Annotated in this window: 15 protein-coding genes; 9 read left to right on the top strand and 6 right to left on the bottom strand. The window is 61.4% G+C overall.

The features are described 5' to 3' along the window. Nucleotide 1: 1 nt before the first annotated feature. From JC607_RS15710 to JC607_RS15695, 4 genes are all read right to left on the bottom strand, one after another. Nucleotides 2-226 carry a DUF4287 domain-containing protein gene (locus JC607_RS15710; protein WP_198837848.1) on the bottom strand — a complete coding sequence of 75 codons (225 nt, stop codon included), beginning with the start codon at nucleotides 224-226 and terminating at the stop codon, nucleotides 2-4. Beyond that, nucleotides 223-1,758 (bottom strand): NADH-quinone oxidoreductase subunit NuoF, encoded by a 1,536-nt coding sequence (locus JC607_RS15705; RefSeq protein ID WP_198837847.1) that lies wholly within the window; start codon nucleotides 1,756-1,758, stop codon nucleotides 223-225. The genes JC607_RS15710 and JC607_RS15705 overlap by 4 nt, the downstream gene beginning before the upstream one ends. Further along, a complete protein-coding gene (locus tag JC607_RS15700) occupies nucleotides 1,758-2,225 on the bottom strand; it encodes a formate dehydrogenase subunit gamma (RefSeq protein WP_198837846.1) in 468 nt (155 codons plus the stop codon). The genes JC607_RS15705 and JC607_RS15700 overlap by 1 nt, the downstream gene beginning before the upstream one ends. Before the next feature lie 128 nt (nucleotides 2,226-2,353). Next, nucleotides 2,354-3,241, bottom strand: a complete 888-nt coding sequence (locus JC607_RS15695) for a LysR family transcriptional regulator (protein WP_198837845.1) — start codon at nucleotides 3,239-3,241, stop codon at nucleotides 2,354-2,356. A gap of 450 nt (nucleotides 3,242-3,691) precedes the next feature. Here JC607_RS15695 and JC607_RS15690 point away from each other — a divergent pair, with 450 nt between their 5' ends. From JC607_RS15690 to JC607_RS15655, 8 genes are all read left to right on the top strand, one after another. Continuing rightward, complete coding sequence (locus JC607_RS15690; protein ID WP_198837844.1) at nucleotides 3,692-4,762, top strand: hypothetical protein; 1,071 nt, start codon at nucleotides 3,692-3,694, stop codon at nucleotides 4,760-4,762. Further along, entirely contained in the window at nucleotides 4,759-5,022 is a 264-nt protein-coding gene (locus tag JC607_RS15685) for a hypothetical protein (protein WP_198837843.1), read from the top strand. Before JC607_RS15690 ends, JC607_RS15685 begins: the two co-directional genes overlap by 4 nt. Beyond that, complete coding sequence (locus JC607_RS15680) at nucleotides 5,015-6,139, top strand: hypothetical protein (protein ID WP_198837842.1); 1,125 nt, start codon at nucleotides 5,015-5,017, stop codon at nucleotides 6,137-6,139. Before JC607_RS15685 ends, JC607_RS15680 begins: the two co-directional genes overlap by 8 nt. Before the next feature lie 145 nt (nucleotides 6,140-6,284). Further along, nucleotides 6,285-8,213 carry an ATP-binding protein gene (locus JC607_RS15675; RefSeq protein ID WP_233092941.1) on the top strand — a complete coding sequence of 643 codons (1,929 nt, stop codon included), beginning with the start codon at nucleotides 6,285-6,287 and terminating at the stop codon, nucleotides 8,211-8,213. Then, nucleotides 8,213-8,563 carry a hypothetical protein gene (locus JC607_RS15670; protein ID WP_198837840.1) on the top strand — a complete coding sequence of 117 codons (351 nt, stop codon included), beginning with the start codon at nucleotides 8,213-8,215 and terminating at the stop codon, nucleotides 8,561-8,563. The genes JC607_RS15675 and JC607_RS15670 overlap by 1 nt, the downstream gene beginning before the upstream one ends. Next, the gene (locus JC607_RS15665; RefSeq protein WP_198837839.1) at nucleotides 8,560-9,978 is read left to right on the top strand and encodes a DUF6638 family protein; all 1,419 of its coding nucleotides are present in this window, start codon (nucleotides 8,560-8,562) and stop codon (nucleotides 9,976-9,978) included. Before JC607_RS15670 ends, JC607_RS15665 begins: the two co-directional genes overlap by 4 nt. 115 nt (nucleotides 9,979-10,093) lie before the next feature. Then, nucleotides 10,094-10,363, top strand: a complete 270-nt coding sequence (locus tag JC607_RS15660) for a hypothetical protein (protein WP_233092940.1) — start codon at nucleotides 10,094-10,096, stop codon at nucleotides 10,361-10,363. A gap of 4 nt (nucleotides 10,364-10,367) precedes the next feature. After that, nucleotides 10,368-11,039, top strand: a complete 672-nt coding sequence (locus JC607_RS15655; protein WP_198837838.1) for a DUF1523 family protein — start codon at nucleotides 10,368-10,370, stop codon at nucleotides 11,037-11,039. Between the two features lie 108 nt (nucleotides 11,040-11,147). Here the strand turns inward: JC607_RS15655 and JC607_RS15650 are convergent, their stop codons facing one another. Continuing rightward, on the bottom strand, nucleotides 11,148-11,504 hold the full coding sequence (locus tag JC607_RS15650) for a roadblock/LC7 domain-containing protein (protein ID WP_198837837.1): 357 nt from the start codon (nucleotides 11,502-11,504) through the stop codon (nucleotides 11,148-11,150). Between the two features lie 865 nt (nucleotides 11,505-12,369). On the opposite strand from JC607_RS15650, the gene JC607_RS15645 reads away from it, so the two are divergent. After that, the gene (locus JC607_RS15645; RefSeq protein ID WP_233092939.1) at nucleotides 12,370-13,359 is read left to right on the top strand and encodes a phage portal protein; all 990 of its coding nucleotides are present in this window, start codon (nucleotides 12,370-12,372) and stop codon (nucleotides 13,357-13,359) included. A gap of 55 nt (nucleotides 13,360-13,414) precedes the next feature. Here the strand turns inward: JC607_RS15645 and JC607_RS15640 are convergent, their stop codons facing one another. Beyond that, the gene (locus tag JC607_RS15640) at nucleotides 13,415-13,855 is read right to left on the bottom strand and encodes a hypothetical protein (RefSeq protein ID WP_198837836.1); all 441 of its coding nucleotides are present in this window, start codon (nucleotides 13,853-13,855) and stop codon (nucleotides 13,415-13,417) included. Nucleotides 13,856-14,079 lie beyond the last annotated feature (224 nt).

The following is a 14,079-nucleotide window of genomic DNA, read 5'->3' as shown; positions in this document are numbered from 1 at the left end:
CTCATATGTCCTTCTGGCTCAGCGCATGAGCAACAAGCGCATTGGCGTGGCCGTGGCCAAGACCGTGGGTTTCTTTCAGCCAACCGACAATCTTCATATGGGGCTGGCCGGTTTGTGTCGCAATAAGGTCCAGCCAATGTTGCACTGGCTGGCCATATTTCGCCTCGATCGAGGGAAAGTAAGAGGCGGGCCCCTTAACCTGTCCGCTGATCGGGGCGGTGTTCATTCGGCGGCCTCGCGGGCGGCGCCCGTGAAATCATCCGGGAAATGCGTCAGGGCCGACATCACGGGGTAGGGGGTGAAGCCGCCAAGCGCGCAGAGCGAGCCGGATTTCATCGTCTCGCACAGATCCGTCAGCAGCGGGATCGCCGCTGTGTCACCGCGCGCGATACGGTCAAGCGTCTCGACGCCACGCACCGCGCCGATCCGGCAGGGCGTGCATTTGCCACAGCTTTCAATCGCGCAGAATTCCATCGCGAACCGCGCCATCGCCATCATATCGGCGGTGTCATCGGCAACCGTCAGACCTGCATGGCCGATCAGCGCATTCTGGCCGGCATATTCCTCATAGCCGAAAGGCGTGTCAAACTGGCTGACCGGGATCCAGGCGCCCAGCGGCCCGCCGACCTGCACCGCCTTGACCGGGCGACCGGACGCCGTGCCGCCGCCGATCTCATTGACGATCCTGTCAAGCGTCAGACCAAAGGCGATCTCAAAGAGGCCGCCATGTTTCACATTGCCCGCGATCTGCAGCGGGATCGTGCCTTTCGAGCGGCCGATGCCGAAACTGGCATAATGCTCGGCGCCTTCCGCCAGGATCACCGGCACCGAGGCCAGCGAAATGACGTTGTTCACCACCGTCGGGCGGCCCATGAACCCTTGCAGCGCCGGCAGCGGCGGCTTGGCGCGCACGGTGCCGCGCTTGCCTTCAAGGCTGTTCAGCAGAGCCGTCTCTTCGCCGCAGACATAGGCGCCGGCGCCGACGCGCAGTTCCAGCTCAAACACTTTGCCCGAGCCGAGCACGTTCTGCCCGAGAAGCCCCTCAACGCGGCCCACTGCGATCGCCGCCGCCATCACCTCATTGGCGTCCGGATATTCCGAGCGGGAATAGATGAAGCCCTTGGTGGCGCCGACTGCGATCCCGGCGATGATCATGCCTTCGATCAGGGTGAAGGGGTCGCCTTCCATGATCATGCGGTCGGCGAAGGTGCCCGAGTCGCCTTCGTCGGCATTGGTGACGATGTATTTCTTCTCGCCCAGTTCCGGTTTTATGGGCGCATCATGGACGGTCTTCCATTTGATGCCGGTGGGGAAGCCCGCGCCGCCCCGGCCACGCAGGCCGGAATTCAGCACTTCCTGAACAACTTCGGCGCCGGTCATTGCCAGCGCCCGGGTCAGGCCTTTGAGGCCGCCATGGGCCCGATATTCATCCAGCGAAACCGGATCGATGATGCCGCAGCGGGCGAAGGTCAGCCGGGTCTGGGCCCTGAGCCAGGGCAGGTCTTCGGTGAGGCCAAGCGCCAGTTCACCGCCATCAAAGATCTGCGCCACGTCTTCCGGCGTCATCGGGCCAAAGGCCACGCGGCCTTCAGGCGTTTCCACCTCGACCAGCGGCTCCAGCCAGACCATGCCGCGCGAGCCGTTGCGGGTGATCGTCACCTCAACACCACGGCGCGCTGCCTCGGCCTTCACAGCCGTTACAACCTCTTCAGCACCAAGCGCCTTTGCGCTTGCGTCGCGGGGGATCCAGATCCTCATCAGCGCATACCCTTCACGATAGCGTCAAGTTTCGCCTCGGTCAGGCGGCCAACCACTTTGCCGTCGACCAGCGCCGACGGGCCGCAGGCACAAAGGCCAAGGCAGAAGATCGGCTCCAGCGTGATCTTTCCGTCGGGTGTCGTCTCATGCCAGTCGAGGCCCAGCGTCTCTTTCGCATGGGCCGCCACACGGTCCGCACCCATGGTCTGGCAGCTTTCGGCACGACACAGTTTCAGCACATGGGTTCCGGCGGGTTTCGCCCTGAAATCATGATAGAATGTCATCACTCCATAGGCTTCGGCCTTGGAGATATTCTGATGCTGCGCGATCTGCGGCAGCACCTCCTCCGGCACGTAACCAAAGCTTTCCTGCACCGAATGCAGAATGGGCAAAAGCGCGCCCTCGGTGCCCGAATGGGCGGCGAGGATCTCTTCTACACGGGCGGCGATGTCTACAGAATCAAGCATATGCGGGCCTTTCGCTGGCCCGTTGATTTGTAACCCTTATGATAGGTCAATCAATTCATATTGCCCGTTATACGATAGGATTTTTCTATCAAATCCCGAGGGATTTGGTTGGTTTCGCTTTTCGGATGTCAGCGCCGCGAACGGTACTTCTGCGCCTCGTCAATCAGCGCTGCGATGACGGGCGTTTGTGGATCGCGCCGCGCGCAGATCAGGCCGACCATATGTTCGACCTCGGGCTCGACCAGCGGCACAGTGACGATCTGGCCGCCGCCGGCAAAGATATCGGCCAGCCGTTTCGAGACGATGGAGCACCAGTTGCCGGTCAAGACATGGCTCACCAGCACGATCGAGGAATTGCTTTCAACGCCTGGCGTGCGCAGCCCCCCCGCCGCGGCGAGATTCTGGTCGACAATGCGGCGGTTTTGCATGTCCTGGGTCAGCAGGCAAAGCGGCTGTGTCGCGGCTTCGGACCAGGAGATGCGGTCGCGCCCCGCCATTTCCGACCCGGGCGCGCAGATGAAGCGGTAGAATTCCGGGTAAAGCGGCGCCTGGGTCACGCGCCCCAGCGGCTCATTGTCGAGATAGGTGATGCCGGCGTCGAGATCGAGGCTTTCGATCCCGGTCAGGATCTCGGTCGATGTTCTGGACAGCACCGAAAGGGTGACATTGGGATGGCGGGTGAGAAAGGGGCGGGTCAGTTCTGCCACCATCGGCAGGGCCGTCGGGATCACCCCGATCCGCAGATGCCCCGAAAGGCCAGAGCGCACCACCCGCATCTCATCGCGCAAAGCGCGCACATCGCCGACGATCTGCACCGCGCGTTCCAGCACGCGTTTGCCTTCGGGCGTCAGCCCCTGAAAGCGCGAACCGCGATGCACAAGCTGCACCCCGAGCGTCTCTTCCAGCTGGCGGATCGCAGAAGACAGCGAGGGCTGGGTGACGCCACAAGCCTCGGCCGCGCGCCCGAAATGCCGTTCTTTCGCCAATGCGATGAACATCTGCAGCTTGTCGATCATTCCGGTTTCCGGCCACTATTCTTATTTGCTGATTTTTTCATGTGGTTGCTGGGTTGTGGTCTGTCCGCAGACCTGCACTTGCCCCGTCACACGCCGCTTCATACAGAACCCTGAACATCGCCAAAACGCAAGGCCGCGCCGGTGGTCATGCGCCACGGCGGACCGATCCTGACCAAATGGCACAGCAGGTCCGGCAAGAAACGCGTCCTGCCGGCCGCCCTGCGCAAGCACCGCGCGAATGCCAATGCCCGTGGAAAGCCAAGACTAGTGGAAGGCCAGTGCCCGAGCTCTCTATGTCGGGCAGGTGGGGAATTCCGACCTGTCACAGGCGCGCGAAAGCTGGCTTGTCTTACTTGTTTTCTGCTTCCGCAACCTGGTCCATACGCGTAGCATCCGCGCGAGGCTCCAATGTCAGGGGCAGAGTGGTCCGGTTGTTTGATGGAGGGCAGATTGTCGAATTTTGAAGCTCAGATCCTTGAGAGTGAAAAACAGGTCCGGGCGGCCCAGGACAAGATCACCGCGATCACATCGGTGATTGAAAGCGCGCGGACCAAGGCCGATCAGGGCATCGAGATCGATGTGGAAAATGCCACGCTGGAAGATGTCCACAAACATACCGATGTGATGAACGCCAATATCGCCGAGCTGATCATGGGGCTTGACGATGTGACCGCCGCATTCTCGAAAGATTTCGACGAGATGCGGACCAAGACCGGCTGGGAAAGCTTTGTCGGCATCTTTTCCTCGGGGAAATCGGAAAGCCTGCGCCAGGAGCGGCTGCGCTCGGCCACCATCGATGACAAGCTGCAGGATCTGATCTCGAAATCGGATGTGATCGTAAAGCTGCTGCAAGGCCAGCTGGAGCTTCTGAACGGGCAGAAGGCGAGGGTCGAGACCAATCTTTCCGCGACCCTGACCGATCGCGAAACGACTGTGGCAGACCTTGAAGCGGTGCGCCGTGAGGTGGCCGCAATGGACCCGGGCCTGATCGAGCTGGAGAACCGCATCTCGGTCGAGATGGATGCGGCGGCGCGGACCCGGCTTGAGACCGAGCTTGCCGGGCTGAACGCGAAACACAATGCGCTGATCCAGGATGAACAGGTCAAGCTTGCCCGCAGCCAGACGCTCGAGCGCTATATCGAAAAGGGCAAGACCTGGGTCGACAGTCTGACCAACCAGGCCGCAACCCAGCTGGTGCTGATCAACAAGCTGCAAACCGATACCCGCCAGCGCGTGGTGCTGTATGACGCGCTGACCTCGTCCCTGAAAACCGCACAACAGCAGGATGTCGCACACCGGATCAACGAGATCGGGGTCAAGACCGACCAGGAGGCCCAGGCGGCCATGGCGGCGATCGGCTCGGCCACCAATGCGAAAATGGCCGATATGCTCGAGGCGCATGAGGGCAATATGGTCTTCGCTCGTAAGATCCTCGAGGAAAAAGCCAGGGCGGATGAACGTTTCGCCCGCCGCTTTGCCGCTATTGTCGAGAAACACGACAAAAGCAGTTACGGGGGATGAGAGGGGGCCGGCTGCCAGGTCGGGCCTTCCCGGCAGGACTTGCCCTGATCGCGCTTGGGATCGTCATGATCGGGCTGGGCGCGGTGCTTGACCACTACGATATGACCCGGGCCGAATGGTATATCGGCGAAAGCGGCCTCTTTGTGCTGGGGGCAGGCAGTATTCTCGCGCTTGTTGCGGTGCTGGTTGTGCTGATGGGCGGCGGCGATGGCGATATTTCGGGGCCAGCTGCGGGAGAGGATGGAGGCGCGGATGGCTGATAACAGCGTGAAAGAAGCGCTGGTCAGCGATCACGCCGAAATCTACGATACCGCCCAAGCGCGGCGCTATTTCACGAAATTCGGCCGGATCGGCGGCTATCTGGCCAGGGTCGCGGCGGAATTCGAGAAAGAAGGCCGCTTCAGTCGGGTCGAGACACGGGTGCTGGCCGCCTATCTGAACGGCGTGATCGGCACATTCAGCGCGCTGAGCCATAAATACCTGATGTCGGGCCTTGCCGAAGGCGCGCCACGCCTGACCATCGACCGCCATGAAAGCGGTTTTCCGGTGGTGCAGGAACTGATGATGATGGCGGTCGATGCCCAGCAGGCCGAACGTCATCTCTCGGGCATGGCCTCTGCAGACGAGCTGCGCGACCGCATGATCCGCACCATTCTGGGCGAGCGCAAAGTGCCGGTGCAGCTCCAGTTCGCGCTGAGCCAGCGGCTTTACTATGAGGCGGTCCGCGCGGGCGGATTGTTTCACGCGAGGAATGACCCGGAGGCGCAATGGCTGGGGCAAAATGGCGACCGCCGCCGCTATCTGATCCATTGGGCGGTCTGGGATTCCGGGCTGAACCTGCCGGTGGTCTATCTGCTGGAGATGGAGGATACCGGTCGCCGCTCGCTGCCCGAGGACGCCTTGCGCTGGCCCGGGATCCGGCAAAAACTGCTGGCGCAAAGCATGGGAGGGCTGAAGCTGGTGACCATGGCCACCGGCTTTGACAAGGATTTCGAGGACGCCTGTCCGAAACGGCTGCGCCGTATCACGCTGGGGCCGATGTATTCCTCGGGCTTCACGCTGCAATCGGGCCCGATCTCGAACGTGCTGGAAGATGCGCGCGCCCCGGAAGGCGAGGATTGGGCGCTGGTCTGGACGCTGGAAGATCTGGTCTCGGATCGCGAGGAGCCGGTGAAAGACGGCTGGTTCTCGACGCGGCCCGGGCAGATCTGGCGTCTCGCGCCGGTGATCGGGGCCGATACGGGGACGACGGCGACTGAACGGATGATCGTGCTGCCGGAGCGGCCCTATCAGGTGCTTGTCGAACAGGATCCGCCGGGCCTGCGCGGGATCCGGAAATTCGTGGTTGGCGCCGGGGGCAGGCTGATCCCGGGCTAGGGGGCGCTGCCCCCGCCCACGCCTGCGGCGTGGGCTCCCCCGGGATATTTAGAGACAGAAAATGAGGCTGCTATTTTCTGTCCTTAAATATCCCCGCCGGAGGCATGAGCGGTTGAAGCCGGGTGATCCGGCAGGAAGGTAAGTGATGGTTGCGCGCGATACGATGGAACTGAAAGAAGAGGCGATCCGGGGCCAGTATGAGGCGGCGCTCGGGCTTGTTTCCGGGTTCGATCACGCGCCACGGCTGGCAAAGCCGCTGGAGGCGGCGCCGCTTGCCGAGCGCTCGCCCGGGATCGGGGCGCGGCCCCGGTTTCGCTCGACGGTGCCGGGGATGGCGGCGCGTCCGGCGGCGCGGCCAGGCGGCGTGCGGATCCTTGACCGGATCGAGGCGCTTTCGGATGGGTTGCTCTCTCCGGGGCAGGCGGCGGCGCTGAATGCGCTCCGGCGGGCTTTGGCGGTTGCTTTGGCGATGGGCGAGACCTTTGCGGCGCAATCGGGCCTGGCGGAGCTGAAGCGTGCCAATCTCGAAGGCCGGCTTCCCGAGGCGCGGCGCGCGGAATTTGGGGAATTGCTTCAGGCCGAAGCGCTTGCGGTGCTTTACACATTCGCCAATGCGACGGCATTTCTGATCGCGCCGCATCTTGGCAGCCAGACCGTCGAACTCGGCGAGGTCGAAGAGGTGCTGAGCGACAATGCGCCGCTCGCCTTGCAGGGCGCGCTCTGGGAGCTGGATCAGGACATCGCCGTTCTGGCCTCGGACGATCAGCGGCTGGTCGCGGTGATTTCGGCCTTTGCCGAAGCATTGATGCAGAAAGTGGCGCTCCGGGCCGAGACGGCACCGCGCCTTGCCGCCTATTCCGGCGGGTCCTGGAAGGTCGAAGCCGATGGGTTGCTGATTGCCGGCTTCCGCCCTGCGCGGGCGGCAAAGGGTGGTCAGATCACCATGGCGTTTAAAAAGCCATATGAGGTGGTCGGCAATCATATCGCGAAATATCAGAGCCTGCGCCTTGCAAAGATGCTGATGGCCTATGATTTTGAGCGCCGGTTGAACCCCTTTGCGGAACTGGGCGGGTTTATTTTCACCTTCATGGGGGATGGCAAGCCCGGCACCGGGAAAACCACCCTGATCCAGATGATGGCGGGGCTTTTGAATGATTACTGTCAGGTTGCGGGATATCCGTTCCGCTATCAGAATTTCTCGATCGACCAGATAGACTCCTATCAGGGCAAATCCGGGCAGAATGCGAAGGCCTTTGTCGACACTATTCTTGATCCGTCGGCCATTGGCTTTGGCACGATTGACGATATTGACCAGGTCGCGGGGAAGCGTGGCGACCGGCAGTCAAGCGCCGGGCAGCAGGAGGTGACCGCTGTTTTCATGGGCGCCTTTGCCGGATCCGGAACTGTGGTGCGCGGCAATTGCACCTTTGGCATGTTCTCGAACTATCCGGAGAATGTCGATGACGCGCTGCGGCAAAGGGCGGGGGCGCGGTTTCTGGTCGATGGGCCGCAAACGCGTGAGGACTATATCGACATTCTGTCGCTGCTTCTGGGAAAAAACCACTCCATCCCTTTGGGCGAACATGATCTTTTTGCGGCGCAGGAAATCAAAAAAGCGGTGCAGGCCAGTTTTGCGGGCCATTCCCGCCCGCATGAGGCTGGTCTGGTGAAGGTCTGGGAAGATGTTGGCGCAAAATTGGGGCCGCTTGATACGATTGCGAAGATCGGCGCCTATCTGAAGGCGATCCAGTTGGCGGATGAGCGGTTCACCGGTCGCGCGATCAAGAACATCACCGATGCCGTCAAGGTCCGGGCAATGGATTTCGAATTGCCGGATGACTGGATGGAAGAGCCGGACCGCTTCCTTTTCAGGTCTTATGACGAAAAGATGAAGATGATACGGGAGCTTATGACCCCGATCACGGTTGATATGGTGGTGCAGGAAATAAACCGCTATGCCGACAGCGAATTCCGCTATGCCGATAATTCGGATGAAGTCGCGGTGCAGAATATGATGCGCGACTTCTCGCGCCAGGAAGAAGCAAAGCGGCGTTATCTTGAGAGCAAGAGCTGATGGAGCGGCAGACCTATTCCGGCGCATTCGAAAGCATGGTGATCTGGGCGATCATCGCTCTGATCTGGCTGGCTTTGACATGGATAGTCTTGCGGGCTCTGCCCGGGATGCAAGGCCGGATTTGGGTCGGGGGATATGTTCTCGGTGTATTTATGGCGGCAATAGCAGCGGCTCCGGCCTGGTTTTTTGTCATGCTGATGCTGTTTGCGATGGGCAGCTCCGGGCCGGAAGGTCCGGTGGGGATTGCCGGGCCAGCCATCGTTTCCGGAATTGTTCTTGGCATTATCTCCGGCCTCGTCATCTGCACGGTTGCGAACAGAAGACGCCCGGCTGAGGGGCGTCAACCATGAAGCGCCTCATCGAAAAAGGGCTGATGTATGGAAACCTGATCGAGGTTTCCTCGCCCCAGCTTGTGGCCCGCTATAACCGCGCGCTGAAGGCATTGATCGGGCGTGAAACCAGCCTGACCGATTTTCATATCGATCTGTCGGGATTCTCGCCCGAGATCGGCGATGAATTCAATGATCCCTGGTATCTCAACCCGAATGGCGCCAACCGGCAATTCATCCTGCTGACCACGGCGCAAAAATCTGCGCCTTTGCTGAATATCCGCTTCTCGACCTCGCGCGGCATTCTTGTGCAATTCATCGAGGCCAATGAGGCGCAGCTTTTTGCCCTTACTGCCCGCGATGTCGTAGCAGGTGAATTGCAGGGATCGGTCTTTTCGGTGGAAAAGCCCGAACAATTGTTCCGCATGCGCCGCGTCACGGTCGAGGCCGATACGATCGGCGGCCATGTTGCCGATGCGGAAAAGCTCACGACCCTGATCGAGCGGTTCCGGGCTGAGCCCGACGGCTGGCGCGACGAGGCGCTGATCGCAGAGATGATCGCTCTGGCCGCGCGCACCGGCGATGTGACGCGGGTGCCGATCAATCTGCCGGCGATGACCTTTGAGCAGCCCGATTTCTGGTCGGCCCTGTTTGGCGGCATCTATATCTTCCAGGGGCAGAAGTTTCCCGCGGCCATTACCCGGCGTCCGATGATGGAATTCGGCACTCTGCCCATCGCGCAGGTGATGGATTTCAGCCATCGCAATCACATCGCCGACTGGCTGAAACGCAATCAGCTGGTCGAACCGGTGGTGCAGGCGAGGGGCGGTGGGCCGGGCGGCGCCGGGGCAGGGGCGATCCTCCGGCAGAAGATGGATTTTATCCTGGTCAGCGTTGCCGATCAGCTGGGGATCGAGGTCGGCGCGGCACGGCGGACCGAATTGCGCAAGCTGGCTTACCGCCTGGGTGAGGCGCTGCCCGAGGAATTCCTTGGCCTTGCCGCCATGCTGTCCTGGGTGGAAGAGGCCGGGCCATGGCCGCGGATTTCCAGCGAGCATGCGGCCTATTTCTACACGATCCGCGCCCGGCCCGGCCCGGATCGCGACCTGGTCAATATGCTTCTCTCAGAGCTTTCCGTGATGGATATCCGCCAGCTCTTCATCACCCATAAAGAGCGGTTTTATGAGGAATATCGCGGCTGGTCCGAGGTAAAGCGCCAATATGTGGCCGATTTCCTCGCACGCGAATATATGGTCGACAAGGAGGGCGCGCGTGAGACATTGTTCGGACCAGAGCCGAAAATGGACGAGCTTGCGCGGCCCGAGATGAAACCCGGGACGCGGGCCGGAACAGGGAAAGTCGCGGGGATGCAGGGGAACCGGATTTCGGCGGGGCCATGGGGCAAATCCCTCTCCGGAGGGGGCGCCAGACGGTGACCCGGGCAGGCCAGGCGCAGGTCTCCGGAACAGGGGCGCCGCGCCATGTCACTGAGGCCGGGCCGTCTGGCCAGACAAAGAGGCGCAGGATGCAGAACGGAGACCGGGAACCCGCATGATCATCGGCTGGATCAGACTTGCTTTCTTCATGCTGATCGGCCTGACGATCGCCTATTTTCTTGCATCCGTCTATTCCCGCTCGGTCCGGCGCGAAAAACTTGAAAAGCACTGGGAGGCGCGCGCGCTGGAAGGCGACCGCGCCGCTTTTATCGAGCGCGGAATGCAGGCCTATGAAAGGGGGCTGAAACGGCGGCTTTTATGGCTTATCTATATCCTGCCCATGGTCGCCTTTAACGCGATCTTCTTTTATGTGAACTGGTTCTGACCCTATGCGTTACGTCAAATGGACCCTCTGGCTGGCTGTCATTCTTCTGCTGGGCAGCTTCCTGCATTACAATTTGCCGCAACATGACATCGTGCGCATCGTTGGCACCGAGAACCGCCGCGTCGATATTGGCGAAAACTCCCTGTTCTGGAGCCGGGCAGAGGTCGGTATGACCAACTCCACCTCGCGCGATGTGTTCTTTATCAATGCCGTGACGCCGGGCGGCAGCCCGATGGAATATCGCAACGAGGATACCGGCTGGGGCTGGCCGCCCTATTTCAAGATCGACAGTTTCGGGCTGCAGACGCGGGCAAAGGATCTGGTCTCGACCCCCGCCGACCCGGTCTGGGTCGAGGTGACGCATTACGGCTGGCGCAACAAATTCTTTACCATTTTCCCCAATGCCGTTTCGGCAAAGCGGGTGGCGGGCCCGGATGTGACCGTGATCCCCTGGGTCTCGATTGTGATCCTTCTGGTGCTGGCCTTCCTTCTGTTCATGCTCCGCCGGATGTGGATGCAGTTTCGCGAAAGGATGATCGACCCGGCCATGGTCAGGGCGGAACAGGCGTTAGACCGTGTCGATGCCGGCGTTGATGACATGCGGGCGGGGGCAAAGGGCATCTGGGGCAGGCTGCGCGCCTGGCGCGACAGCTGGAGGTCAAAGCCGAAACGCTGACGGACAGGGGGCTGCCGGCACGGGGCTGCGGGCAGGGGTCTGCGGGCAGGGGCCGGCCAGACAAAGGCCCGGCGTGATGCCGGGCCCCAGGCCAGAGGGTGGTCTCTGTCAGATCCTGATCTTGTTTTCGACGCCTTTGACCGCGATCCGCGCCATGCCGAGATTGGCGGTGCTGCGGTCAAGTGCCACATAAAGGAATACCAGCGGGTTCGAGGCCAGCGGGCGGATCAGGTGGAACTGGTCACCCAGCGTCACAAGAATATCCTCGATGCTGTCGTCGAGGCCCAGAGCCTGCATCGCCCGGTGTTTGGCGCGAACGACTTCGGTATTGGCGGCAGCCGCCGTGTCGATGTCGAATTTCGCCGATTTCTTTTCTGAAACGAGCATCAGCCCGGTTTCGCTGTCTACGAGGCAGCCGCCGATGAAACCGGAAATGTCTTTGAGTGCCGAGATATTGGTCGCCATTGCTCTTAACCTTTTAAGGTACACGCTCACTTGTTGTGAACGCTCAGGATCTGAGCCCGGAAACAGACAAAAAAACGGCAGGTAATCGACCTTTTTATCCGAATTTCGGGGTGATTTCATCCGTTTTTCACGGCAGAAACCTCCGGAAAAGATGGCGGAACCGGGGCAGAGGGAAATGGCACAGCCCAGGGTCGCCCCGGGGTTGCATCGCATCTCCCCGGGGTCTGAGGCTTTGCGCGGGCCGGCCGCAGGGGGCGAAACCATGATACTTATTTTATCCGCCCGTGCGTCTGCCCGTGCGTCTGCCCGGGGGACTGCGGCGCTCAGCGCACAGCATTTGCAGGGGGCGGCGCTGCACCACGAGCTTTCAGTCAGTGGCCGTCTGACGGCACCGGCCTGGTGATTGCTGCCGTCTGAAATCTGAACCGTCGCAGGCGGTGCCAGCCCGGGACGTCCCGGCGTGACATGCCACAGGGGACGCCGCCGGGGCAGGAAAAGCCATGCCGGGCCAGTCAGTGCAGCACAGGTCGGGTTGCTGCTGGTCGCCGGCGTGAGGTGCTTGCCCGCCATTCACGCCCATAGCGCGACGTCCCCGGCATCTCTGACGCGCCCCGTGCCCCCCGTCAGGCAAGGGGGAGCGATGCAGCGCAAAAGAAGCGGGGCGCCCCATTCCCTGAGCGCCCCGCAAGTCCAACAGGGAAAACGACGATCCGATGGGGTTCATCGGCTGTCACGGGGAAAACCAGCAGGCAGGGGTCTGGTTCCCTGTGAGATGAAATGACGCAGGGGAAAGCATGGGAATGAGCAGGATGGCGCCATTGGAGATCAGCCTGTCCGACGCGGCACCGGCTACGCGGCGCAGGTGATGCAGGCCCGCGCGTCCTATATTGGCGGCGCGGCGGGCCTCGGGGAATTGACCTCGGCTGTGCAGTCCTGTGTCACCCTCTGGGAAGGCGGCCTGGCGCTGGCCGATGTGAACGGCACCGCCCTGCTGACCCGCCGCGCGCTGGCGCTGACGGCCCGCTCTCTGGCCCTTCGGGGCGAGGCAGTATTCCTGATCCGGGATCGGCTGATCCCGGCCAGCGATTGGGATTTGACCACGCGCGATGGCGACCCGCACTCATACCGGCTGCAAATCTCCGAGGCGGGCGGCGGGCGGTCTGAAATCGCGCTGGCGGGCGAGGTTCTGCATTTCAGGATCGGGTCTGACGCTTACACCCCATGGGCCGGATCGGCACCCCTGCGGCGGGCCTCGCTCTCGGCGCAGCTTCTGGCCGAGCTGGAAACCGCGATCCGCGATGTATTCCGCGATGCGCCGCTTGGGTCACAGATCGTTCCCATGCCGGAAGGATCGGCCGAGGATATGGCCAGCTTGCGCTCTGCCTTCGTCGGCAAGCGCGGCGCAACCAAGGTTGTCGAGGGCGTGGCGCAGGCGGTTGGCGCAGGGATGCACCCGCAGCTTGGCAAAAGCCAAGATCAGCTCTCGCCCGATCTGTCCAGGACGATGGCGGATAAATTCCTGACCGAGGCCAGGGGCGCGGTGTTTTCCGCCTTCGGAGTGCTGCCCGGCCTGCAATATCCCGCCACGACAGGCCCCATGGTCCGCGAAGCGCAACGGCATCTGGCGCAACTGATCCTGCAACCCATCGCCATGCTGATGGCCGAGGAAGCCAGTGCCAAACTCGGCGGGCGTGTCCTGATCGACATTGCGCGCCCGACGCAGGCCTATGATGCGGGCGGCAAGGCCCGCGCGCTGGCAACCATGGTGGCGGCGCTGGCGCAGGCACGGGAAGCCGGGATCGAGGGCGCAACCCTGCAAGACGCGCTGGCCTTCATCGACTGGGCGGATGAATAGGGCAGGATGTGTGCGGCGGTATCTATATTGCCGGGCATTACCCGTTCTATAGAGCTTAATCTCTGGCGCTCGCGGCATGCTTTAGGACCGCGTTCATTTGTGCAATCAAAGACGCCGTCCACTCCTGCCCCTGAACGGCGAGCGATTTCCTTTGCATCATCATCGAATGGAGCTTTCGCCAGGACTGCAAGTCTGACGCCGTTGCGGCCAGCATATGCTGCCGGTGTTCCTGTGTTTGGAACAAAACTTGATCAACAGCCTCCCGATATTCTTTAAGCTGCCTGAATGCCTCGGTCTGTAGAAGCGCCGGGTCAATGGCAGATGCCCGTAAGCTCAAATCTACAAGCGCCTCGCTAGTTTCGTTTCTGACGCGCGATATAATTATCCATATTTCAGAATTGAGCTCTGAAATCTTCTGTCGGCATTCATCAATTTTCGCCCGGTGTGTTCCACCAAGCTCGAAAATTTTTGTAAAGAAGGATAGTAACTCCATCATTTACGCAGCCTCACGCCCACTCCGCCGCCGTTTTCGGAAATGAACTCTATACCAGCAAGTTCCAGGGCAGTGCGGGCCTTGTTGAGTGTGTCGAAACGCGTCTTAACTGTCTCGGCAGGCGCCGCTTCCATATTCCTTATCGTGTTAACGCTTACTGTCGCTGCCTCGGGGCTTTGTTGCGCAAATGCAGCGTAGGATTCACCTCACGAATCCAGTCTGTTAGT

The organism is Paracoccus sp. IB05, from assembly GCF_016405985.1.
Taxonomy (GTDB): domain Bacteria; phylum Pseudomonadota; class Alphaproteobacteria; order Rhodobacterales; family Rhodobacteraceae; genus Pseudogemmobacter.
This window is presented reverse-complemented; position numbering and strand designations above follow the sequence as displayed.

Coding starts and splice junctions, on each gene's coding strand:
- JC607_RS15650 (WP_198837837.1), bottom strand. CDS start 11,504: ATGGCGACCAATATCTCGGCACTCAAAGACATTTCCGGTTTCATCGGC.
- JC607_RS15700 (WP_198837846.1), bottom strand. CDS start 2,225: ATGCTTGATTCTGTAGACATCGCCGCCCGTGTAGAAGAGATCCTCGCC.
- JC607_RS15665 (WP_198837839.1), top strand. CDS start 8,560: ATGAAGCGCCTCATCGAAAAAGGGCTGATGTATGGAAACCTGATCGAG.
- JC607_RS15680 (WP_198837842.1), top strand. CDS start 5,015: ATGGCTGATAACAGCGTGAAAGAAGCGCTGGTCAGCGATCACGCCGAA.
- JC607_RS15655 (WP_198837838.1), top strand. CDS start 10,368: ATGCGTTACGTCAAATGGACCCTCTGGCTGGCTGTCATTCTTCTGCTG.
- JC607_RS15705 (WP_198837847.1), bottom strand. CDS start 1,758: ATGAGGATCTGGATCCCCCGCGACGCAAGCGCAAAGGCGCTTGGTGCT.
- JC607_RS15675 (WP_233092941.1), top strand. CDS start 6,285: ATGGTTGCGCGCGATACGATGGAACTGAAAGAAGAGGCGATCCGGGGC.
- JC607_RS15670 (WP_198837840.1), top strand. CDS start 8,213: ATGGAGCGGCAGACCTATTCCGGCGCATTCGAAAGCATGGTGATCTGG.
- JC607_RS15685 (WP_198837843.1), top strand. CDS start 4,759: ATGAGAGGGGGCCGGCTGCCAGGTCGGGCCTTCCCGGCAGGACTTGCC.
- JC607_RS15710 (WP_198837848.1), bottom strand. CDS start 226: ATGAACACCGCCCCGATCAGCGGACAGGTTAAGGGGCCCGCCTCTTAC.
- JC607_RS15695 (WP_198837845.1), bottom strand. CDS start 3,241: ATGATCGACAAGCTGCAGATGTTCATCGCATTGGCGAAAGAACGGCAT.
- JC607_RS15640 (WP_198837836.1), bottom strand. CDS start 13,855: ATGATGGAGTTACTATCCTTCTTTACAAAAATTTTCGAGCTTGGTGGA.
- JC607_RS15645 (WP_233092939.1), top strand. CDS start 12,370: ATGCAGGCCCGCGCGTCCTATATTGGCGGCGCGGCGGGCCTCGGGGAA.
- JC607_RS15660 (WP_233092940.1), top strand. CDS start 10,094: ATGATCATCGGCTGGATCAGACTTGCTTTCTTCATGCTGATCGGCCTG.